General features: G+C 62.5%; 18 protein-coding genes. 4 read left to right on the top strand and 14 right to left on the bottom strand.

What is annotated here, in order from left to right; translation table 11 throughout:
* Nucleotides 1–377: 377 nt before the first annotated feature.
* The 12 genes from H4V96_RS05270 to gspG all read right to left on the bottom strand — a co-directional run bounded on the left by H4V96_RS05270 (nucleotide 378) and on the right by gspG (nucleotide 10,538).
* Nucleotides 378–860: an FxDxF family PEP-CTERM protein gene (locus H4V96_RS05270; protein ID WP_010395930.1), complete on the bottom strand. Its 483-nt coding sequence runs from the start codon at nucleotides 858–860 to the stop codon at nucleotides 378–380.
* A gap of 226 nt (nucleotides 861–1,086) precedes the next feature.
* Nucleotides 1,087–1,767, bottom strand: a complete 681-nt coding sequence (locus H4V96_RS05265; protein WP_196856948.1) for a type II secretion system protein — start codon at nucleotides 1,765–1,767, stop codon at nucleotides 1,087–1,089.
* A 2-nt stretch (nucleotides 1,768–1,769) separates the two neighbouring features.
* Complete coding sequence (locus H4V96_RS05260; protein ID WP_196856949.1) at nucleotides 1,770–2,162, bottom strand: prepilin-type N-terminal cleavage/methylation domain-containing protein; 393 nt, start codon at nucleotides 2,160–2,162, stop codon at nucleotides 1,770–1,772.
* Between the two features lie 3 nt (nucleotides 2,163–2,165).
* Nucleotides 2,166–2,657 (bottom strand): type II secretion system protein, encoded by a 492-nt coding sequence (locus tag H4V96_RS05255; protein ID WP_010395924.1) that lies wholly within the window; start codon nucleotides 2,655–2,657, stop codon nucleotides 2,166–2,168.
* A complete protein-coding gene (locus H4V96_RS05250) occupies nucleotides 2,654–4,693 on the bottom strand; it encodes a secretin N-terminal domain-containing protein (protein WP_196856950.1) in 2,040 nt (679 codons plus the stop codon). The genes H4V96_RS05255 and H4V96_RS05250 overlap by 4 nt, the downstream gene beginning before the upstream one ends.
* Nucleotides 4,693–5,214, bottom strand: a complete 522-nt coding sequence (locus H4V96_RS05245; protein WP_196856951.1) for a hypothetical protein — start codon at nucleotides 5,212–5,214, stop codon at nucleotides 4,693–4,695. The genes H4V96_RS05250 and H4V96_RS05245 overlap by 1 nt, the downstream gene beginning before the upstream one ends.
* Nucleotides 5,211–5,792: a hypothetical protein gene (locus H4V96_RS05240; protein WP_196856952.1), complete on the bottom strand. Its 582-nt coding sequence runs from the start codon at nucleotides 5,790–5,792 to the stop codon at nucleotides 5,211–5,213. The genes H4V96_RS05245 and H4V96_RS05240 overlap by 4 nt, the downstream gene beginning before the upstream one ends.
* Nucleotides 5,789–6,337, bottom strand: a complete 549-nt coding sequence (locus tag H4V96_RS05235) for a hypothetical protein (RefSeq protein ID WP_196856953.1) — start codon at nucleotides 6,335–6,337, stop codon at nucleotides 5,789–5,791. The genes H4V96_RS05240 and H4V96_RS05235 overlap by 4 nt, the downstream gene beginning before the upstream one ends.
* Entirely contained in the window at nucleotides 6,334–7,164 is an 831-nt protein-coding gene (locus H4V96_RS05230; protein ID WP_196856954.1) for a hypothetical protein, read from the bottom strand. Before H4V96_RS05230 ends, H4V96_RS05235 begins: the two co-directional genes overlap by 4 nt.
* Nucleotides 7,157–8,851: a GspE/PulE family protein gene (locus tag H4V96_RS05225; protein ID WP_196856960.1), complete on the bottom strand. Its 1,695-nt coding sequence runs from the start codon at nucleotides 8,849–8,851 to the stop codon at nucleotides 7,157–7,159. The genes H4V96_RS05230 and H4V96_RS05225 overlap by 8 nt, the downstream gene beginning before the upstream one ends.
* A complete protein-coding gene (locus H4V96_RS05220; protein ID WP_196856955.1) occupies nucleotides 8,851–10,056 on the bottom strand; it encodes a type II secretion system F family protein in 1,206 nt (401 codons plus the stop codon). The genes H4V96_RS05225 and H4V96_RS05220 overlap by 1 nt, the downstream gene beginning before the upstream one ends.
* A gap of 38 nt (nucleotides 10,057–10,094) precedes the next feature.
* The gene (gspG, locus tag H4V96_RS05215; protein ID WP_196856956.1) at nucleotides 10,095–10,538 is read right to left on the bottom strand and encodes a type II secretion system major pseudopilin GspG; all 444 of its coding nucleotides are present in this window, start codon (nucleotides 10,536–10,538) and stop codon (nucleotides 10,095–10,097) included.
* 465 nt (nucleotides 10,539–11,003) lie between these two features.
* On the opposite strand from gspG, the gene H4V96_RS05210 reads away from it, so the two are divergent.
* From H4V96_RS05210 to H4V96_RS05195, 4 genes are all read left to right on the top strand, one after another.
* Nucleotides 11,004–11,762: an NF038120 family PEP-CTERM protein gene (locus H4V96_RS05210; RefSeq protein ID WP_196856957.1), complete on the top strand. Its 759-nt coding sequence runs from the start codon at nucleotides 11,004–11,006 to the stop codon at nucleotides 11,760–11,762.
* 36 nt (nucleotides 11,763–11,798) lie between these two features.
* Nucleotides 11,799–14,951, top strand: coding sequence for a S8 family serine peptidase (locus tag H4V96_RS05205; protein WP_196856958.1), 3,153 nt, complete (start codon nucleotides 11,799–11,801; stop codon nucleotides 14,949–14,951).
* Nucleotides 14,952–15,067: 116 nt separating this feature from the next.
* Nucleotides 15,068–15,526, top strand: a complete 459-nt coding sequence (locus H4V96_RS05200) for a protease inhibitor I9 family protein (RefSeq protein ID WP_196856959.1) — start codon at nucleotides 15,068–15,070, stop codon at nucleotides 15,524–15,526.
* Nucleotides 15,527–15,927: 401 nt separating this feature from the next.
* Nucleotides 15,928–17,184 (top strand): IS4 family transposase, encoded by a 1,257-nt coding sequence (locus H4V96_RS05195; protein WP_280720742.1) that lies wholly within the window; start codon nucleotides 15,928–15,930, stop codon nucleotides 17,182–17,184.
* A 242-nt stretch (nucleotides 17,185–17,426) separates the two neighbouring features.
* On the opposite strand, the gene H4V96_RS05190 is transcribed toward H4V96_RS05195, so the two are convergent.
* Together H4V96_RS05190 and H4V96_RS05185 are read right to left on the bottom strand one after the other, a co-directional pair.
* Nucleotides 17,427–18,065, bottom strand: a complete 639-nt coding sequence (locus tag H4V96_RS05190; protein WP_196855234.1) for an NF038129 family PEP-CTERM protein — start codon at nucleotides 18,063–18,065, stop codon at nucleotides 17,427–17,429.
* A 9-nt stretch (nucleotides 18,066–18,074) separates the two neighbouring features.
* On the bottom strand, nucleotides 18,075–21,074 hold the full coding sequence (locus H4V96_RS05185; RefSeq protein WP_196855235.1) for an ExeM/NucH family extracellular endonuclease: 3,000 nt from the start codon (nucleotides 21,072–21,074) through the stop codon (nucleotides 18,075–18,077).
* Between the last annotated feature and the right edge of the window lie 346 nt (nucleotides 21,075–21,420).

Raw genomic sequence — 21,420 nt, 5'->3', positions numbered from 1 at the left:
TATGGCCTCTGCTGACTTCTCGCTCCGGCTTGCGCCGTCGCCCTTTCAGGCATGAGGCGAGATCTCTCCAGGTAAGAAAGCACTCCTTCCCTGCACAACCGCCGGATTTACGCCACTTCGCCTTGACCACAAGAGCTTCGCGGTTTCTGGCCCGCTCGCCCTGCTCGGCAGCGCCTTCTATCCGGTTCTTGTCCATCGGCTCGCAGATTCGCTCCACGCTTCCTCTCCACGGTCGGTCACCCTTCCGCAGTTGCGCTTCACTTCGTTCACTGTGGTCAGCTCACGACGGGACTTGCACCCGCAAGAGTGCGTCCATGCTGGACGCACCAAAAAAAAACCCGCCGAAGCGGGTTTTTGCATCTTGCACAGCAGCGATATCAGGCAGCTTTTTTTGCCGAACGGCGACGGGCCATGAAGCCAAGCAGACCCAAGCCACCGAGCAGCATGCCGTAGCTTGCTGGCTCTGGTACGGCGCTTACCGTATAGGTGCCGCTGTAGTTAGCGCCAGCTTGGGCGGTACCAAACAGTTGCAGTTTGAACGGGCCAACACCGCTGTATTCCACGCCGAAGAACTTCAGGCCGCCAGCCGAGAAGGACTCACCCAACTGAGCATTCAGGTTCGACGTGAGGGCATTGAACGTCAGTTTCTGGCCGGTAATCGACAAGCCGATATTGTACTTGCCAGCACCCAGGCCGCCCAGGATGATCTCATCCAGACCACCGGACAAAATGCCATTGCCAACAACTGCGTTGAAGGTGTGGGTGTTACCGTCAGCGGTAATATCAAGGACTTGATCGCCTGCATAAGCGCTCAACGATGCGGCTGCTAAAACGCCTGCAACGATAAATTTCAATTTCATAGTGTATTCCCCAAAAAGTGATTTATGGCTGCAAAGCGCAGGCCACCAATGCTTACGGTACCAGAAGTACCGTTAAGAATAGTAGCATAAATGCATTAAATTAATTATAAATAACATACCAAAGTTTCTTACTGGATAACAATTTTTTGAGTGAAATATTTTCCTAAATCGACGACTTTCCCTGAAAAAATAGTTAGCAGCAGATCTAACGGTTTTTCCTGCATTTTTAAGGTGCAACGGCTGGCTCGGCAACGTTTTCGGCAGAATCTAGCGATTCATGCTCCTCAGCAGGCTCTCGCGGCGACTGTTCTTGCGGTGAGGCAATAGGCTTAAAAAACAACGACGGCGCCTGCAAGTCAGGCGCGTCCGCTGGCAACTCCGCCCCAGGCGCGGTCGCCGCTGCGCTAGCCTGGGCCGCTTGCGCTTGTGGGTCGAGCATGAAATGCCACTGCGAAAAATGAACCCTGCCCTCGAAGCCAGCAAAGCGCGGCGCGAAGTTGCCGACCTTCAATGGCGTCGCCTTCGACAGGCTATGCACGCCTATGATGAGGTTGCTGCCCGGCTGGTACAGCAGACCCCACTCGGCGCGCCCCGTGATGGGGTCGACAAACAGCTTGCGCAGATGCCGGCGCACCTGGGGGAAACGCGGATCGCGCAGCAAGGCGGCCAGATTCGGCGGCTGTTGCGGCTGTCCTGGCGGCGTGGCGGCCGCGTAACTATAGAGAGCGTCGGAAAATTGCGCGCCGATGTCGAGCAATTCCTGTTCCGCCGCCTGGCGCTGCAGCAGGGAACCCATCTTCAATCCGGCCGCGCCCACCAGGCCGAGGATGGCCACCAGTATGATCAGCCCCAGATAAGTAAAGCCGCACTGGAGGCGATGCGCGATGGCTTGCGGACGGCGCATCATCGCTACCAGTCGGCAAATGGCGTGCCACTGCGGTCCTTGCCGGGCGCGCCGCTTCTGACGTCGTACACCCGCCCCGGCGTATCGTCGGGTGGCGGCACGATGATCCAACTGGCGTCGCTATCGGTGATGGGATCGATGGGCATGGAGCGCAGGTATTTTTTGTCCACCAGTTGCTCCAGCGACTCGGGATAGCGGCCCGTATCGCCATGGTACTGGTCGATGGTCATGCGCAGATTGCGCAAGTTATCGATCAGCACAGTTTCCTTGGCCTTGTCGAGGCTGGGAAAATACCGGGGCACGGCCAGGGTCAGCAGCAAAGCCACGATGCCCAGCACCACCAGCAGTTCGATCAGGGTAAAGCCGCGCATGCGGACGCTGCGATCATGGACAGGCATGGTTCACCATTTGCGGTAAGGTACGTCATTCAAGCCCGTCTTGTCAGACGTGGAATAGACATCGTAGACGTCGTCGCCCTCGCGCGGCGCTGCCGCTTCGCTGGCGTAGCTGCGCTTGCCCCAAGTCTGCGCATCCGTCAGGCCCGCGTCCGGATTGAACGGGTCACGCGGCAGGCGACGCAGGAAAAACAGCTTGCTGCGTTTGGGATTGCGCTGGTCCGGCACACCCTCGACCAACAGTTCCAGGCTTTTCGGGTAGCCGCTGGCGTCGGGCGAGCGCACGATGCGGCCTTCGTCGCCGGCGCGTTTATAGGCATCGAGCCCCTGGCGGATCTCGCGCAGTGCGCGCCGCAATTCCTGCTCCTGGCGTCGCTGCAACGTCACCTGCGTGATGGGCACCACCAGGGTGGCCAGCACGCCCAGGATGGCCAGAGTCACCAGCAGCTCGATCAAGCTGAAGCCGCCGTCTCGCCACTGCGTGCGCGCCAGTCTCATTTGGCAGGCGGTGGTGCCAATGGTGCCAGCGGCACCGGCTGGCTCGATGACAGCGGTACGGGTGCCGCCTGCAACGGCACTGGCTGGCCTGCCGGTATCGGCAGGGGCGAGGCGGCCGGCTCGGGCGATGGCGCCACTACCGGCGCGGGCACGCTCTGCGGTATGCTCGATGGCAGCTGGACCGGCTCCATCAGCGGCTGCGCCGGCGCCGGCTGCATGCCCACTGCCGACGCGCCGGAACGCACGATCAACGTGCCCGGCATCTGCGTGGGCGCCTTGGCCGCCATGTCGGGACGGCGACGGAAACTGCCCTCCGTACCGGCCGGAAATTCAGATTCATTCGCTTCCGGACGCTGCACCGTGCGCACCAGGTGCGGCGTGATCGACAGCACGATTTCCGTCTTCTGGCTGTCATCCTTGCTGCTGCCGAACAGGCGTCCCACTACGGGAATATCGCCCAGGCCTGGCACCTTGTTGCCCGAGCTGCGCTCTTCATTATTGATCAAGCCCGCCAGCACCTGGTTTTCGCCATCCTTCAACTGCAGCATGGTCGAGGCCTGGCGCGTGCCGATCTGGTACAGGGTCGAGCCGCTCTTGGTGATGGTCGGCGCGCCCAGGTTGCTCACTTCGAGCGAGATGCGAATCCCCACTTCATTGTTCAAATAAATGGTCGGCTCGGCATTCACCGTCAGGCCCACGTCCAGGTAGCTGATGGACTCGAAAGCGAAGCCACCCATGCCCGGCGAAATCGTGGTGGTCACCACGGGCACCCTGTCGCCGATGACAAACTTCGCCTTTTCCCGGTTGCGCACGCGGATGCGCGGGTTGGCCAGGATGTTGGCGTCGCCGTCGGTCTTATTGACATTGGCCGTCACGGCCAAGTTGCTTATGCCGATGCTGCGCTGGTTCAGATTATTCAAGTCGTTGATGGTCAGCCCGGCGCCGCCCGAGGTACTCAGCGGCGTCAGCGACAGGCTCGATGGCCAGGCCACGCCCAGTTCCAGCAGGCGGCTGCGCTTGACTTCGAGGATTTCCAGTTCCAGCACCACTTCCGCTTCCGGCACGTCCTGCAGCGCAATGAGGCGCTCGGCCAGGCGGATTGCCTCGGGCGTGTCGCGCACGATGACGATGTTGAGTTTTTCATCGGCCACCACGTCGCGCGTCTTGAGGATGGTCTTGAGCGTGTTGGCCACCTGCTTGGCGTCCGCGTTCGCCAGGAAGAACGTCTTGACCAGCACCTCCTGGTATTCCTTCAGTTTGGCCGCCACGTTCGGGTAAATCAGGATCGTGTTCGCATCCATCACCTGCTGTTCGAGCTGGTTCGTCACCAGCAGGAAGTACACGGCCGATTCCACCGTGCTGTTTTTCAGGAAGATCGAGGTTTTTGCGTCCGCCTTGACATCCTTATCAAAGACAAAATTGAGGCCGGAACGGCGCGCGATCAGCTCGAACACCTGTTTTAACGGTGCATCGCGAAACTCGATAGTGATCGGCTGCTTGTACGACCTGGCCAGGCCCGATTCGACGACGGGCGGCGCGGTCTTCTCGTCGACCTCGCGCAGCAGCGCGCGCGCGCCGGCGTGTTGCGGCTGCTCCGTGAGGATAGACTTCAGGCGCTGGCGCGCCGGGTCGTACTGTTTTGCCTCAAACGCCGTGCGTGCATCGGCCAGCAATTTACCCTGGCGCTGCTCGCGCTCGAGCGCGCGCAAGCCGCTGTTGGCACGCTCGTTCTGCGCATCGATTTCCAGCACGCCCAAAAAACCCGCGCGCGCCAGCTCGCTCTGGCCCGCCTGCGCCTGACGCTCGGCCTGCTGCAAGCGGCTAGAGATTGCCCGTTCGCGCGCCTGCAGGTAGGCGCTGCGGTATTGCGCGTTGCCGGGGTCTTGCCGCAGCGCTTCTTGCAGCTTTTGCAGGCCAGCTGCGATGTGATCTTGCGCAATCAGCTCGCGCCCGTCGCGGTAAGCCTGCTGCCCCGCGCAGCCCGACAGCAGCACCAGCAGCGCCAGCAAAGGCGCAGATGAAAAGGAACGAGACATCAATCGAGTACTCCAATGTTAAGCTGCTGAACCTGGTTCAACGGCAGATAGGTGAGCGTCATGACGGGCGGCGCGATCGTCACGACCTTGTAAGCGCCATCGATGACGGTATTGGCGCGCACGATATACGTCTTGTCGGCGCGCGACAAAAACACTTCCCAGGCGCCGTCGGCGGCCGCCTTGCCCAGGTAGACGAAGGGCAGCGGCGGCGCCATCGGCGGCGGCGGTGGTGGCGCAGCCGTCAGCGCCATTTTCGGCGGCGGCGGATTCCAGTCCTGGCTCTGGAAGACGCCATTGGCGCCGCCAAAGGTGTCGCCATCCTCGCCCGCCACCTCGCTGCGCGGCAGCAGCACCAGGATGGCCGGCTGCGCCGCCTGCGCCCTGCCGCCGGCATGGCGCGCGGGCGCGACGGCCCGCTCCACCGCCTCAGCCACCTCGGCCACGGGCTGGCGCTCGCCGAACAGCAGCAAGGCGCCGGCGCCCAGCACGCCGGCGAGCATGAGACCATGGCGCGGCGTCATGGTGCATCTCCCACGCTGTCGGACAGCGTATCGGCCAGATAAAAGGTCAGGCGCAGGCGCGCTTCGAGCTGCGTGTCGGCGATCTGTTCGCGGCGAAAACTCAGTTCGTCGAGCGAAGCGAAGGGCATGGCACGCAACGCCTGCAGCGCGAACTGCCATACGGCCGTATAGCTGCCCTTGAGCGGCAAGGTCACCTGCCAGGTGGTGACGCGGCTGGCCTTGTCGTAGCCACTTTTATATTCTCCCTGCGCCAGCACCAGGCCATTCTTCGCAGCCAGGTCAAACAGTTGCTTGACCTGCTGCTCCGCATGACGCTGCTGTCCCAGGGCGGCATAAAAGCGCGCCATGTTTTCGCTGGCCGTCGCCGGCGCCGCCGCCGCTGCAGTCGCCACGGCCAGGGACGGCTGCGGCAACGGCCGCGCCTCGAGTTGCGCCGCCATGGCGCGCTGCTGCCAGGCCCAGACCCAAGCGGCCGCGCCCAGCGCAAGCAAGGCCACGGCCAGACAGGCGGGCGCGCCCAGGCGGCGCAACAGCAGTTGCGCGCGCAGGCGCAAGAGATTGATCTCGATGGCTATCATGGCATGCCCCAGCGCGCTTCTAATTGGAAGCGCAAGGGTTGATGTGGATCGAGCGCGTTGATTTCATGGCGTAGCAGTCGCACGCGCTCGCCGAACAGTTCCTGCTGCTTCAATTGCGCGATGTAAGCCACCATGGCGTCGCTGCCAGTCGTCTCGGCCGTAATCTTTAGCACGCGCTTGCGCGCATCCGGCTCCAGCGCCAGCAGCGCGATGGCGGGCGGCGTGGCGCTCGCCAGCGCATCCTGCAGGTCGCGCCACGGCAGGTTCAATTGCAGGATGGCCGCATTCACGGCCGCCGCCTGCGCTGGCGCAATCAGCACTTGCGATGCAGGCGCCGGCCGCTGCGTCGCTGCCATCACGCGTTGCTGCGCCAGGCGCCAGCGTGCCTCGCTTGCCGCCTGGCGCTGCAGCGCGGCGCTGCAGCTGTACGCCGCCGTGACGCTCAGCGCCACGCCCAGCGCACCTGCAAACCACGCCCACGCAGGCACGCGGTACAGGCTGCGGCGCCAGCTTGGTGGCGCGAAATCGATATCGAGGCGCGTCATGCGGCACCTGCGCTGCGGGCCAGCCGGGCCGCCGGCGACAAGGCGCCGTCCCCGTCTGGCGTGGACAATACCTGACAGTGGAACGCTCCCACCGGTGCCAGCCAGCCCGCTGGCGGCGCGCCGCATAGCTGCAGCAGCGCGGGCGCGATCACGCCATGCAGCAGCGCTTCGCGCGCCAGCGTCTGCAGCAGCCAATCACCGCCCACGCCAGGCGGCACGGGCAGCGCACGCACGGCACACAAATGCCCATCGTGACGCACGCCCAGGGTCAAGATATTGTCCTGCAACTGGCCAAACCAGGCGCCCGGCTTCAACGCGCCGTGCCAGCGGTTCCAGTGGCGCACGAATTGCGGTGTAATAAAAATCAGGGCCAGCTTGCGTGCGGCCGCCACATGCGTCAACTGCGCCAGCAGCGCACGCGGCACGGCACAGAAGAACGGCGCACGCGCATCCCAGGCACTGCTGCTGTGCCACAGGCCGGGGGCATCGCCATACAGCGACTGAAAGCGCAGCGCGGCGGCCGCCTCGATGTCGCTCAGACGCGCGGCACCTTGCGGCATGTCCACTCGCCACAGGCGCGCAAAGGCGTCGTCAAGCACCACGGACAATGGCCAGCGCGCGCACTGCCCCGCCGGCAGCAGCCGGTCCAGCAACTGCGCCAGCGCCTGTCCCAGGGCGGCAAAATCGCCATGCAGCGTGTCGTCCGGCGCATACGCCGCCTCACCCAGCAAGGTCCAGGCCGGCGAGCGCCAGCGGCTGCTGCGCCACAGGCTCATGCTGCCCACCGCCACGCCCAGGCGCAGTCCTTCTCCTATGCCTCTACGCATGCAGGGTGACCCTCTTGATTTCCGTGATAGTGGTGGCGCCCCGTCTGACCAGTTCCAGCGCCGCCAGGCGCAGGCTGCGCGTGCCGTTCGCATACGCGGCCGCCTTGATCTGGCGGATCGGCTTTTTATCGACGATCAATTCGCGGATTTCATCGGTCAGCACGAGGATTTCGGCAATCGAGCGGCGCCCTTTGTAACCGGTGCCGCGGCAGTCGCCGCACCCCTTGCCCTGCTTGAACTGATAGCCTGCCACGTCGGCGCGCGCCAGGCCCACGCTGGCCAGTTCCAGATCGTCGGGCGTGTAGTCGGTGGCGCAATGGGGACAGTTGGTGCGGATCAGGCGCTGCGCCCAGATGCCGTTCAGGGCCGAGACGAACGCATACGGATCGATGCCCATGTGGGTAAACCGGCCGAAAACATCGAAGACATTATTCGCATGCACGGTGGTGAGCACCAAATGGCCCGTGAGGGCCGACTGTATGGCGATTTCCGCCGTCTCGCGGTCGCGGATCTCGCCCACCATGATCTTGTCGGGATCGTGGCGCAGGATGGAGCGCAAGCCCTTGGCGAAGGTCAGCCCCTTCTTTTCATTCACGGGGATTTGCAAAATGCCGGGCAGTTGGTATTCGACGGGGTCTTCGATGGTGATGATCTTTTCGCGCCCGTTGTGGATTTCCGTCAGCGCCGCATACAAGGTCGTCGTCTTGCCCGAACCCGTGGGGCCGGTGACGAGCAGCATGCCATAGGCTTCTTGCGCCAGCGCGCGCAGCGCTTCCAGCGACGCCGCATCAAAGCCCAGCGCCTCCAGTGTCAGGGCGCCGTACGCCTCGATCATGGCGCGCTTGTCGAGGATGCGGATGACGGCATCCTCGCCATGGATGCTGGGCATGATGGAGACGCGCAAATCGATTTCGCGCCCGCCCGCCTCGACGCGGAAGCTGCCGTCCTGCGGTACGCGGCGCTCGGCGATATCGAGTTCGGCCAGCACTTTCAGGCGCGAGATGATGTGCTCGGCCACTTCGATGCCATTGACGGCGGTGGCGTGATCGAGCACGCCGTCGACGCGGTACTTGACGGCCAGGCCGCCGGCCGTGCTCTCCAGGTGGATGTCGGAAGCACCGGCCTTCAAAGCGTCGTATAGCGTCGAATTGACCAGCTTGACGGCGGGGCTGGCCGCTTCCGACACGCTGGCGAACGACAGCACGGCCGCCGTTTTGCCATCGCGCCGCGCGTCAGTGGCGGCGCCCGGCAGCAGGCTATCGACGGCGCGCGCCGACTCTTCCTGCTTTGACAGGTAGGCGCCGATGTCAGCCTGCAGCGCCAGGCGCACGTTCAAGGCGCCCAGCCCGGCGCGCGTACTGAGCCAGGTTTGCAGGTCAAGGTCAAATGGGTCGGCGATCACACCCACCAGCTGGCCGTCGGCGGCGCGCAGCAGCACGCAGTGGCGCGCCAGCGCCTGCGACAGCGGCAGCAAGTCGAACGCAGGTGCATGGGCCAGCATGTCGGCCGTTTCCAGCACGCCCAGGCCAAACGGACGCGCCAGTTCGCGCACCACGGCGCGCACCTCGATGCCGCTCAGCTGCTGCAATTCCTCCACCAGGCTACGCTTCGATTGCCGGCTCAGGGAGCGGGCGCGCTGCAGCAGCGCAGCGTCGATGGCCACGACGGGCGCGGAATCAGTTTGCATCATGAAATGTCGCCGGCAAGGTCAAAGATGGGCATGTATAGCAGGATCACGATGGCGCCCACGACCAGGCCAATGGCCGCCATCAGCAAGGGTTCGAAAGTACGCGTGAAACGGTCGATCCAGCGGCTGATTTCGCCGTCATAGAAGGCGGCTGACTGCGTCAGCATGGGCCCCATGTCTCCCGTGCGCTCGCCCACGCGCAGCATGCGCAGGGAAATGGGCGTCGTCAATTGATGCTGTTCAAACGCCGACGATAGCGGCTGGCCCGCCTCGATATCGCCGCGCGCGCGCTGCAAGGATGCCTGCATGCCAGGCGAAACCATGGCCTGCACGGTGGCGATCGCCTGCACGATGGTGATGCCGCCTTCGGCCAGCATGCCCAGGGTCAGGTACAGGCGTGACAGCTCATAAATGCGCACGCGCTCGCCGATGCCGGGCAGTGTCGCCAACAGGCGCGCCACGCCGCCATGGCGCAGCACGCGCCGCACGGCCATGAACAAAGCGCTGCCGGCGAGCACCAGCCCCAGCAACAGCAGTACACCATGTTCGGTGACGAACTGGCCCCAGCTGAGCATGACTTGCGACATCCACGGCAAATTGCGTCCCGCGCCCTGGTAGACCTCGGCAAAACGGGGCACCACGTAGCTGATCAGGAAGGCACTGACGCCGCCGCCCACAGCGAGCAGGATGGCGGGATAGATAGCGGCGCTGACGATCTTGCCGCGCACCGTATCGATGCGCTGCTGGTAGTCGATATAGCGCGACAGCGCGCGCGGCAAGTCGCTCGTGCCCTCGGCCGCCTTGACGATGCCGATATACAAAGGGGGAAACAGTTCGGCCTGCTCGGCCAAGGCGGCGGAAAAGCGCTTGCCTTCGCGCAAGCCTTCCAGCAGGCGCGTGAGCACGCTGCGCGTGGACGGTGACGCTTCCTTTTCCAGCAAGGCTTCCAGCGCTTCGACGATGCCCAGGCCCGCTTGCAACAGCGCCAGCAACTCCTGGCTGAACAGCAGCAGTGGCAAGGCACGCGCGCGCTGGCGACCGGCAGCGCTGAACGGCGTGGCCCGCACGGGACGGATGGCGCTGACGAACAAACCGCGCGCTTCGGCCTGGCGGCGCGCGTCGGCCTCGTCGCGGCCGTCGATCACGCAGGTGTGCAAGCTAGCAACTGCCTGGTCCGTAGAAAGCGCGCGTACTTCAAACTGCATGATGGCTTGTCCGTGGAGAAAGAGTAAGCGCGCAGGCCTTACTGCGAGCTGATGTCGGCATTGTCGCCGCTGCCGCCAGGTTGACCATCTTTGCCCATCGAAACGATGTCATATTCGCCCTTGCTGCCGGGCGCGCGATATTGATAGGCATGGCCCCACGGGTCGAGTGGCACGGCTTTTTTCAGGTAGGGGCCATTCCAGCGCGTGCCGGCGGCGGGCGGCGCGGCCAGCAGCGCGGCCAGGCCCTCTTCCGTGGTGGGATAGCGCCCTACGTCGAGGCGATAGGTATCGAGGGATTTTTCAAACGCCTCGATCTGCGCCTTGGCCACTGTCACTTCCGATTTGCCCAACTGGGCAAAATATTTGGGGCCGACATAGGCCGCCAGCAAGCCGATGATCACGATCACGACCAACAATTCGAGCAAGGTAAAACCACGCGCATCGCGTGTTGCCGCAAGGTTCTGCCTGTGTGCTGCATGCATCCGCTAACTCCCTATCGCCTGCCTTCAATCCATTGCATCGCTACGCGCGGCGAATCGCCGCACCCGGGCGACACGCGCTTGCCCGATCCTTATCAGCCTACCATGCCGCTTATGGTTAATACAATCTTTTATTTGTACTGCGAACAACAAATTGCAGGGGGAAACCATCGCGTGCGCGCGAAACGGCCGCCGTGCCGCGCGCGCTGCGTTGGCTGCTGGATTACTCGACTATTTTCAATCCAAAAACCATCTACTTTTGGTTACTAAATCATAGTACACGATGAATATTATTCATTCATTATTTGTAACTTTCAAATTAAATTTGCAAGAATATAAAACAATAGAATTGTCGCTTTTGCTATAGTAAAAATCGCTTTTCTGCGTATTCGTAGTGTCTAACCGCGCAGAAAAAAGCAGCCAAACGCAAAGCATATTGCATCCTACATAATCACCAAGGGAAAATTCATGACTCGTATCGTGCATCCGAAGGTAGTTTCCGCAGCAAGTCCTTTCTCGGCCAAACAATGGACCGGCGCCGCCATTCTGGCCCTGTCCGCCGCCTGCGCACCAGCCGCCATGGCTGATGTGATCAATTTTAACAATCTCGATAGCCAGTATGTCGGCCATGGAAGCGCTCTGGAAATCGGAAAATTCCGGCTCACGGGTGCCTCGAATGTGGCTGGTGCCAGTTTTGGCGATCTGGTCGGCGCGGTGTACGACGGCACGGACCCGGCCGCCTGCGGCATGGCGTGTCCGACCAACAATACAAGCAATTACTATGCATCGCTCAACGATGGCATCGCCTACCTCGATCCACTGAACCAGGGCGGCCGTATCAGCCTGCAAGGCTTCGACGCCAGCTTCATCGGCTACGCCCAGGGCGTTACTTACCCGGCGGTGGCAGGTCTGTTGCGCGTGCAAGGCTTCTATGCTAACGGTTCTTCCCTGTATGAAACGTATCAGCTGGGCGGCCCAGTCGGCGGCAACTTCCAGTTCCAGCACTACAACACCAGCGCCAACTTCGGCAGCCAGCAATTCGCCTCGCTGGCCTTCTTCGGTTTCACTTGTAACACGGCCGGCAATTGCAACGCCTTCAGTACCAACAAGGGCCAGTTCGCGCTCGACAATATCGTCGCTTCGGTACCTGAGCCATCGACCTACGCGATGCTGCTGCTCGGCCTGGCATGCGTTGGTTTCGCGGCGCGTCGCCGCCAGCAAGCCTGATTTTCCCCTTTCCGCCACCGTTACAGGAAATCCTACATGACCTTCCGTCCCGCTTTACGTCCCATGTCACTCGCCGTACTGAGTCTGTTTGCCAGTCTGAGCTTCCAGGCCCAGGCCGACGACCTGCGCCGTCCTTACATCGTGCAACTGACCGATAAGCCGATCGCTTCCTACGCCGGCTCGGTAGCAGGCCTCGGTGCAACCCAGCCTGCTGCCGGCGGCCGCCTCGACCTGGCCAGCGCGGAAGTGCAGCTGTACGGCGACTATCTCGAGCAGAAACAAGCGCGGGTGCAAGCGCTCGTCGCCGCCGCCCCCGTGCAATACCAGTACAAGATCGTCCTCAACGGTTTTTCGGCCCTGCTGACCGATGCCGAAGTGCGCCAATTGCAGGCCAGCGGCGAAGTGGCCAGCATCGCCCCCGACGAGCCGCGCGCACTGCAAACGAACTACACGCCAACCTTCCTGGGACTGGACCAGCCCGGTGGCCTGTGGAGCCAGCTGGGCGGCAAGCAGCATGCAGGCGAAGACATCATCATCGGCATCGTCGATGGCGGTGTGTGGCCGGAAAACCTGTCGTATGCGGACAAGGTCGACGCCAACGGCATCCCTACCTTCGACCCGAACGCCACGCTGGCATACGGCGCCGCGCCTGCCGCCTGGAAGGGCAGCTGCCAGACGGGCGAGGGCTTTACACAAGAGCACTGCAATAACAAGCTGCTCGGCGCGCAATACTTCAATGCCGTGCGCCTGACCGAAACGGACAAGATCCAGCACTGGAGCGAATTCACCTCGCCGCGCGATTCCGTTGGCAACCCCAGCGGCGAAGGCGGCCACGGCACGCACACCTCGTCCACCGCGGGCGGCAATGCGGGCGTGCCAGTGACCGTAAACGGCGCGCCGTTGGGCGCCATTTCCGGCGTGGCGCCACGCGCCCGCCTGTCCGTCTACAAAGTGTGCTGGTCCTACAACCTGGACACGCAGCCGACGGGCGCAAAAAATAGCTGCTACGGCGGCGACAGCGTGGCGGCGATTGAAAAAGCCGTCCAGGACGGCGTACACGTGATCAATTACTCGATCAGCGGCGGCGGCAGCGTCAACGACCCCGTCGAGCAAGCCTTCCTGCACGCGTCGAACGCGGGCGTCTTCGTTGCCGCTTCGGCCGGCAACGCGGGACCGGCGAACACGGTGGCCCACGTCAGCCCATGGATCACCACAGTGGCCGCCTCGACGCACAACCGCGCCAACCAGGCCAGCGTGACCTTGGGCAATGGCGCCAGGTACACGGGCGCCTCGCTCAACTACAACCCGCTGCCAGCGAGCACCCTGATCCGCGCGCAAGATGCGGGCCTGCCCGGTGCCGATGCGCAAAAACTGGCCCTGTGCTACCGCGCCGGCGACAATGGCGGCGTAGCCCTGCTCGATCCGGCCAAGGTCGCAGGCAAGGTCGTCAGCTGCTTGCGCGGCACCACGGCGCGCACCGACAAGGGCGTCGCCGTGCGCGACGCCGGTGGCGTAGGCATGGTGCTGGTCGATACGGGCTTGGGCCTGGTATCGGATCCGCACGTGCTGCCGGCCGTGCATGTAAGCGCCGCCGATGGCGCGCTGATCAACGCCCAGGCGCAAACGGGAGCGGCAACGGCGGCCATCTCGCGCTTCGTCACCACGGGCAACGGCGCTGCCGCCCCCATCGTGGCCGACTTTTCCTCGCGCGGCCCGAACCTGTACGACGCCAATCTGCTCAAGCCCGACCTCACCGCGCCTGGCGTGGACATCCTGGCCGGCGGTTCGCCTGCCCTGTCGCGCGCACAGCGCGACGCGGTGCAAGATGGCAGCCTGACGCCGGCGCAAGCCTATGTCTTCCTGCAAGGCACCTCCATGTCCAGCCCGCACGTGGCCGGCCTGGCGGCCCTGCTGCGCCAGCAGCATCCTGGCTGGAGCCCTGCCGCCATCAAGTCGGCCCTGATGACCACCGGCAGCACCACCCTGCCCGACACCCAGACCGGTGACGCGCGCGGCATCCTGCCATGGGGCCAGGGCGCCGGCCACGTGACGCCGAACAAGGCCGCCGATCCAGGCCTCGTGTATGACGCCAGCCTGGCTGACTACAAGAAATACATGTGCGGCGTCGGCATGACGGCAGAATGTGCGGGCGGCACCATCGCCGGCTACAACCTGAACGTGCCGTCAATCACCATCGGCAACGTGCTGGGCGTGCAAACGGTGACGCGCCGCGTCACCAACGTGGGCGGCAGCAGCGCCGCTTACACAGCCAGCGCCTCGGTCAGCGGCTATAGCGTGGCGGTGGCGCCTGCCACACTGGTGCTGGCGCCCGGAGAAACCAAGTCGTTTACCGTAACGCTGACGCGCACCACGGCGCCGGAAAACGCATGGCAGTACGGCGCCCTCGTGTGGAGCGACGGCGTGCACACGGTCCGTAGCCCCGTCACGGCCCGCTCGGGTCGCGCGGTGCAGTCGCCGGCATTGCTGCGGGCCGACAAGGTCAGCGGCTTGCGCTCGCTGACTCTGTCCACCGGCTTTGCCGGCAAGGTCGGCGCGGCGACGGGCGGCCTGAAGGAAGTGGCACGCAGCGAGCAAAGCATCAGCCAGGCCCCGCAGGGTAGCGTGGAAACGTTGGCGCAGATAGTCACCGCTTGTAAGGCAGGCGGCAGCGGCGTGCGCGTGGTCAATGTGAGCATTCCCGCCAACACGGTGGTGGCACGCTTCGAAACCTTCGACCGCGACACCACGGAAGGCGCCGGCAATGACCTCGACTTGCTGTTATTCAACAGCGCCGGTGCGACCGTCGCCACCTCGACCAATTCCGGCTCGAACGAGTCGATCAGTGTGACTACCCCGGCGACGGGCAGCTACAAGTTGTGCGTGGTCGGCTACGCGCTGGCAAATGGCGCATCGACCGGCTTCAGCCTGTCGTCAGCGGTCGTCACGACGGCCGACAAAGGCGGCAACCTGAAAGCCACCCTGCCAGGCAAGGTGTATGTGGGCGGCACCGCCACGGCCGGCGTCAGCTGGTCGGCGCTGGAAAGCGGCAAGCGCTACTTGGGCGGCGTGATCTTCCTCGATGGCAACAATGCGGCGGCCTCCACCACCGTACTGTCCGTGGAAACGAACAGCCCGCTGCCGCTGGCCGTACCGAGCATGCGCAACGTGAAAACAGACGCCAAGCTGTAAGCACACCGTTGGATCGGCAACACAGCGCGCCCTGCGGGGCGCGTTTTTTTATGGTGCCGCCGATACAGGCGTAGAATCGGCGTGACACGACCTGACAACCGCCCGGAAAGGCTGCCATGCCCTCGAAAAACTGGATATTTATCATCATTGCCGCAGTCGCCGGCCTGGCCGGTGCCGTGCAGACGGAGCAGCACAAACCGGCGCAGCAAGCGCGACACAGCTACATCGTGCAATTGAAGGATGCGCCGCTGGCCTCGTACACGGGGGGCGTAGCCGGCCTCGTTCCCACCGTCTCGGAGGGCAGTCGCCTCGATACCGGCAGCGAGGCGGCGCGCCGCTACACGGCCTACCTGGAAGAGCGCCAGCGCGCCGTGCTGGCCTTAGTGGCCGGGGCTCCCGTGCAATACCGCTACACGGTCACTCTGAACGGCTTCGCGGCCATGCTGACGCCGGACGAGGTGGCGCGCCTGAGAGCGAGCCCGGACGTGGCGCAGGTATCGCCCACTAGCGTCGAGCACACGCATACTAGCGACAGCAATGGAAAGAAACCGGCCCCGCCGCAAGACCAGCGCTAATGGCTGAGCAGGCGCAGCGCGATGCCGCGCGGATGGTCAATCAGGAAATGCAACAGCCTGAAAAGCAATTGAATGGCTCCAGGCCGATGGGCCTGTCGATTAAATAAGCTTGGGAAGGGGTTTATATCCCCTCCCCAAGCGCTACGTAGGAAATCGCCCGGTCGGTGCCAAATGCCGTTAAGTTAGTGTTAGTGATGCTATTTTTAGCCCAAGAACAAGGACTGGGGTCGGACCCCAATCCACCCAAGTTAAGGAGCAAGCCCGCGCAATTGCTGGCAATTCAATGAAATAGTGCTTGACGTGGCACTGGCTTTGCGCGGCCGCCGCCTTGCTGACCTCTCTTTTTTCGACAGCGGCAAGGCGGCGGCCAATGAAGGTCTTTTGATCTTCATTGGCCCTTCATGTCGCTCGCTTCCTTGCTGTCCGATTTCTCCGACCATCTTCAATCCGACCAGTTTCGGCTTAGCGCCCGCCATCCTGATCATCCGATGGCGTTTCAACGTCGCCGCAAACTGCCGCTGCCATCCTTGGTGGCGCTCATGCTCACCGGCATGCGCAAGAGCGTGCAAACCGAACTTGATGAATTCTTTGGCCATCTGCAACAGCAGGCGCAACTGACGCACCAGGTGAGCGCCCAGGCTTTCGCTCAGGCACGCTCAAAACTTGCTACCACGGCCATCCCAGAGCTTAACGACTGGCTCATTGCACAAGCACAGCAGCATGGCTACCTGCCGCGCTGGCACGGTTTCAGGCTGGTCGCCGCTGACGCCTCGACCGTTCGCTTTGGCTTGCGCGCCAGCCATGTCAAACGTGCCGCCGTGGCCGATCAACTGGTGTTTGGCTTGTTTCTGCCCGGTGCCGAATTGATGCTCTCGGCCTCGCTATACAGCACCGACGTCGGTGAACGCCAGATGCTGTTCGAACAGCTCGACCGGCTTGGCAAGGATGATCTGCTGTTACTCGACCGAGGCTATCCATGTTACTGGATGCCCGCCGTGTTGAACCAGCGCCGCATTGCCTTCTGCATGCGCGTCGAACAGGCGCGCGGTGGCGGCTTTCCCTGCGTCAATCAGTTTCTGAAGTCGGGGCTGCGGGAGCAGATCGTCACGCTGCGGGCGCCGGATCGGCGCGATGCGCTTGACTATGAATGTCCCGCTGAACCGCAGACCGTGCGCCTGATACGCCACGTTGCCTCGACCGGCAAGGTGCGTGTTCTGATGACCAATTTACTGGACGTTGAACAATTCCCTGCCGCATTGTTCGGAGACCTCTACCACCAACGCTGGCGCATTGAGGAAGCCTTCAAGCGCATCAAACACCGCCTCCATCTGGAGCACGTGACGGGACTGTCACAGCAGGCCCTGATGCAGGATCTGGCCGCCAAGGTACTATGCGATAACCTGCAGGCGTTGGCGAGCTGTGCCGCTGGCCAGCAAGATGCATTGCCGACGGACAGACGCATCAACCGCGCCTATGTCCATTCGGTACTCAAGCCGCTCTTGCCATCGTTGCTGCTTGGGCTGGCGGCAGCCCACTTGCTTGCCGACGCGCTGGCTCTGATCGCCAAGCGAACGTTTCAACATCGCCCAGGACAATCAAGGTCACGGCAAACCAACGCCTACAAGCCCCATAAATACATGGCCTACAAGGTTGCTTGATGGCAGCCTGTTGCTTAACTTGGGTGGATTGGGGTCCGACCCCAGCTCTTTGCCTCTGGGTTGAGCGAATTTACTGGCGCTCATCAATCAGGCCAAAACCCTTAACTGAACGGCATTACGGTCGGTGCCGGGAAATTTACTCCTTCGCTACCGCCCTGAAGGACGGGGTTTCAACCGGAGTCAGATTTTTGATGAAAAAAAACACAGCGGGCCATGGGCGCGCTGTGTTCACGTTGCAAGGACTATGCTGGCGTAACAGAGTGGCGTCGGCGCAGGGCAAAACCGATCAGTGCCAGGCCGCCCGTCAACATCATCCATTCCGACGCTTCCGGCACCGCCGAGATCGTCGCGATGCTGGCGTAGGTGCTGCCGGCTATGCTGGCGGGCAAGCCGCCGTTGAGCGGGGTCAGTTCGAATTGCAGCAAATTGCCATTGACATTGCCCAGGTAGGACGTGGCCGAGGCATCGAGCAAGCCCACGCCAAAAGTCGTGCCCACGTTGCCGGACTTGTTCAGGAAATCGCCGCCAAAGACGATGTTGAAACCGAACTTGCCACCCAAGGTCACATGATGAAACCAGTCGTTGTAGGCACCGCTATTGCCAAAGACCAAAGTGCCGGGCAAGCTCCCGCTGACGCTGCCTTCCTTCGATTCCAGTGCGCCGAACGCGCCCGAAAAATGACTCAAGGTGGCACTGGCGCCGGGCGCAGGGTCATTGCCAGCGATAAAGGCGAAGTCGAGGAAACCGGCGCCGGAAAAGGCGCGGGTATCGATTTCCACGTGATAGCCAAGCGGGTCCGCCAGCGCCACACTGCTGCTGGCGGCGAGCATGGCGGCCAGCGCGACGCGGCGCAGGGTCAGATGTAGTTTCGTAGTCAACATGATAGTTCCTTAGAATTTGCCGGCAAAGATGCTGGCGGAATAATTGATCGTCACTTTCGACGGATTGGTAAAACTGACGGCGAACGATGCGGTCGCACCGGGCGCCAGGCTGGCCGCATTAACGCTGACAAAGGCCGCGCCCGCATGGCTGCCGCTGGCATTGGCCAGGGTCACGCCGGCCGGCAAGCCGCCGAACACCACCTGGAACGGGCCGCTGATGGCCGTCGTGCCCTTGCTGGTGAAGGCAAATGTACCCGTGTACTTTTGCGTCACGCGGTTGTACGTCAGGCCCGAACTGGCTTGCGCCACGCCGGCCGTGATATCGCGGTAGGCGGGTTGCAAGTCGAGGCTGATGACGACGGGATCGTGGTCCGAGGCGCGGTAAGGCAATGCGTTGTACAAGTCTTGCGGCTTGGCCGCATCGATGTTGTAGTCGATCACTTCCGGCTCGTCCGCATTCACATGCCATTCGGCCACGCCGGCCACTTGCGGGCTCAGCGAGGCACTCGCCAGCGCATGGTCGAGGTAGCCGCTCTGGCCGCCGAAGACATACGAATACGGCATGCCCGACGGACGCACGAAGCGCTCGAGTTCATTCACGAAGCCGGCGCCTGTGATGACCTGGATCGGATCTTCCGCGCCATACGAATTCAAGTCGCCGATAACCAGCACGTCGGCGTCGCCGGCGGCAGCGGCCACCTGCGGCACGAAACTGCCCATCAGGCGCTGTGCCTGCTTCACGCGCGTGGCGTTCCAGCAGCTCTGGCTATCGTTCTGATCAGCATCGAGCCCAGTCGATGGGCAACTACCCTTCGATTTCAAGTGGTTGACGACGAGCGAGAATTTTTCGCCATTCGCGGCGCGGAAGGTTTGCGCCATCGGCGGACGGTTGTTGATGGCATTGGCGTCCGACAAAGCACCACCCACCAGGCCCAGCTTGGCAGGCTTGTAGATCATTGCCACACGGATAGCGTCCGTGCCGGTCGCTGCTGGCTTCGGCACCACCGCGTAAGTAACGCCGCCCATGGCCGCATTGAGCTGCTCGACCAGATAGGTGACGGCTATTTCAGCATTGTTCTGGATTTCCATCAAACCCACCACGTCCGCGTCGATAGCTTGCAGCTCGGCCACGATCTTGTCACGCTGACGCAAGAACTCGGCCAGATTATCGGCGCCGCGACAATTGCTCTTGGCAGTCGAGCTGCCCAAAGTACAACCCTGCCCCGTCTGGCCAAAAATATTATTGCCATTCGTAAAGGTCGTAAAGAAGTTCAGCACGTTGGCGCTGGCCACCTTGACGTTGCCTGGCGACAGCTCCGGCCTTGCCGTGCGCGAGTTGTCGCGCGAAAACTGCGGCACTTGCGTCGGCTGCAGTTTATACGCGGCGCCACCGCCGCCGATAGCACCAAAATCGACCACGCCCGTCAAGTCCGACACCGTGTCGCCGCTGCGTACGGTGCCATCCTGGCCGATGTAAGGAATGCTCGACGGCGTGACGAAAATGCCATCGTCGAGCACGATCAGGTTATCCGCATTGGCGGCGATCAAGGCTTGCGCTTCGGCCGAGCCGGCCGGATAACGGTTGGTCGGCACTTCGCGCCGTCCCGCCGACAGGCTCAGTTCGCCGCGCGCGCCCAGGTAGGCGTTTTGCGACACGGTCAACGGTTGCGTGAAGCGCACCAGCATGCCTTCCACGGCGGCCAGCTTTTCGTTCGGCAATGTCACGTTCACAGGCACGATGCTGTGACCCGCGCTTTGCGTCAGGATGGCCGTCACGTCCTTCAATTCCGTGTAGGAATTTTTCGCGCCCGTCGGGGTGTACTCGAACACCGTGCCCGTTACGCGCACCAGCTCGCCCGGCTGCACGGTGCTGACCGTCGCGCCCGTGTACACAAAAATACCGTCCGACGTCAACGGGTCGCCGTCACCGGCCATATCCTGAATAAAGAAGCCCGTGCCCACTTTCAAGGTGACCACGCCCTGCGTCGTTTGCACGGAATTGGCGTAGGGGCTAGCCGCGCCCGAACCCTGGATTTGTGGAATCGTATGGCTGACAGCCGCCAAGCCTTGCACGGCAACATCGATCTTGCAGCTAACGCTTTGCTGCTGGTCATTGCTGAAATTGACGACGACAGGATAATTACCCACTGGCACGCCAGCGGCCACCCGCAAATTGACGCTGGCGCTCTCGCCGGCCACGCCAGCGGCGCTGAAATTGGCCAGGCTGATGCCAGCGACGGCCGGGGAAATCACACTTGCCGCATTCACGATGCCATCGACATCGGCGGCACGCAACACGGCGCTGCCGCCATTACCCACGGCCAAGGCCAGGCTGGCGGGGCAGGTGGTGAGGATCTGGTGTACGACGGGGCCGCCGCACATGTTGCGCTGGGAAGCCGTGTTGCGCGGTGTCACGCTGCCGGAGGCGAAGTCGGCGCTGTTATCGTCCGTGTCGCCGCAGCCACCATTGGCGCGCGCAATAGATAGAGTATTCGATGGCGCGGGCGCCACATTGCCTTCGAAGCCATTGGCAGTACCAAAACCGACCAGGTCGACGATGGCAGCACCCGTGGGGTTGGTGCCCGTCTGGGCCGTCTTTTTATTGCTCAACAACACCTTGCCCGCTGTACCGGACATGGCCAGGCTGCCCGAGGCGTCCGGCGTGGGCAAGTCCTGCGTACCGCCCGTACCCTTGGCTTGCTGGACCAGCAAATACTGGCCGGCTTGCAAATCGATAGCCGGCAAGGCCGTCACAGCCCAGCTTGAGCCGCCAGCGGACGCATATTGCACGCTCCAGTTGCTCAGGTTCACCGGGCTGGCACCGCGGTTGAACAGTTCGATGAAATCGTTGCGATACAGCGCCCCCGCATTGCCGCCACCGCCATATACCTGGCTGATGACGATATCGGAAGCAGCCAAAGCCACTGTTGGCAAGGACAGACTGGCCAGAACGGCGGCCATGACGGTCAAGCGCAGCGGCGTGCGCAAGGGGGAAAACGAAGTGTGCATGAAGATCCCGGTCGATAAATAAATGACGCCGGCCCCACATGATCGGCCGGCACGCTACAATTAACAAAAGTATTTCAGACTTGTTATTTGCATATTAAAGTCCGGATATGACAACTTGATGACATTTAATTAATGTTGAATGGCGTAGATACCTCTCACTTAATGCGCGGACAACTATGATTTTTAGTATCCAATAAGCAACATCTGGTTCACAATGGCACGATAAAAGAGGCAACGACTGGAATATATGATATATTTTGGGAAAATAAGTTTTGTTCTTAACAAGCCGTTGGCAACTTTGAGAACCTTGAAATACAAATAGATTGAGTAGGCCCCATCCATGCCT

The organism is Janthinobacterium sp. CG_23.4 (assembly GCF_029892305.1).
GTDB classification, from domain to species: Bacteria; Pseudomonadota; Gammaproteobacteria; order Burkholderiales; family Burkholderiaceae_D; genus Janthinobacterium; species Janthinobacterium lividum_D.
Note: the sequence above shows the minus strand (reverse complement) of the source record. Positions and strands in the feature narration are given on the sequence as shown.

Excerpts from the sequence above, each read along its gene's own strand:
- H4V96_RS05270 (WP_010395930.1), bottom strand. The coding sequence starts at position 860 with ATGAAATTGAAATTTATCGTTGCAGGCGTTTTAGCAGCCGCATCGTTG.
- H4V96_RS05265 (WP_196856948.1), bottom strand. The coding sequence starts at position 1,767 with ATGATGCGCCGTCCGCAAGCCATCGCGCATCGCCTCCAGTGCGGCTTT.
- H4V96_RS05260 (WP_196856949.1), bottom strand. The coding sequence starts at position 2,162 with ATGCCTGTCCATGATCGCAGCGTCCGCATGCGCGGCTTTACCCTGATC.
- H4V96_RS05255 (WP_010395924.1), bottom strand. The coding sequence starts at position 2,657 with ATGAGACTGGCGCGCACGCAGTGGCGAGACGGCGGCTTCAGCTTGATC.
- H4V96_RS05250 (WP_196856950.1), bottom strand. The coding sequence starts at position 4,693 with ATGTCTCGTTCCTTTTCATCTGCGCCTTTGCTGGCGCTGCTGGTGCTG.
- H4V96_RS05245 (WP_196856951.1), bottom strand. The coding sequence starts at position 5,214 with ATGACGCCGCGCCATGGTCTCATGCTCGCCGGCGTGCTGGGCGCCGGC.
- H4V96_RS05240 (WP_196856952.1), bottom strand. The coding sequence starts at position 5,792 with ATGATAGCCATCGAGATCAATCTCTTGCGCCTGCGCGCGCAACTGCTG.
- H4V96_RS05235 (WP_196856953.1), bottom strand. The coding sequence starts at position 6,337 with ATGACGCGCCTCGATATCGATTTCGCGCCACCAAGCTGGCGCCGCAGC.
- H4V96_RS05230 (WP_196856954.1), bottom strand. The coding sequence starts at position 7,164 with ATGCGTAGAGGCATAGGAGAAGGACTGCGCCTGGGCGTGGCGGTGGGC.
- H4V96_RS05225 (WP_196856960.1), bottom strand. The coding sequence starts at position 8,851 with ATGCAAACTGATTCCGCGCCCGTCGTGGCCATCGACGCTGCGCTGCTG.
- H4V96_RS05220 (WP_196856955.1), bottom strand. The coding sequence starts at position 10,056 with ATGCAGTTTGAAGTACGCGCGCTTTCTACGGACCAGGCAGTTGCTAGC.
- gspG (WP_196856956.1), bottom strand. The coding sequence starts at position 10,538 with ATGCATGCAGCACACAGGCAGAACCTTGCGGCAACACGCGATGCGCGT.
- H4V96_RS05210 (WP_196856957.1), top strand. The coding sequence starts at position 11,004 with ATGACTCGTATCGTGCATCCGAAGGTAGTTTCCGCAGCAAGTCCTTTC.
- H4V96_RS05205 (WP_196856958.1), top strand. The coding sequence starts at position 11,799 with ATGACCTTCCGTCCCGCTTTACGTCCCATGTCACTCGCCGTACTGAGT.
- H4V96_RS05200 (WP_196856959.1), top strand. The coding sequence starts at position 15,068 with ATGCCCTCGAAAAACTGGATATTTATCATCATTGCCGCAGTCGCCGGC.
- H4V96_RS05195 (WP_280720742.1), top strand. The coding sequence starts at position 15,928 with ATGTCGCTCGCTTCCTTGCTGTCCGATTTCTCCGACCATCTTCAATCC.
- H4V96_RS05190 (WP_196855234.1), bottom strand. The coding sequence starts at position 18,065 with ATGTTGACTACGAAACTACATCTGACCCTGCGCCGCGTCGCGCTGGCC.
- H4V96_RS05185 (WP_196855235.1), bottom strand. The coding sequence starts at position 21,074 with ATGCACACTTCGTTTTCCCCCTTGCGCACGCCGCTGCGCTTGACCGTC.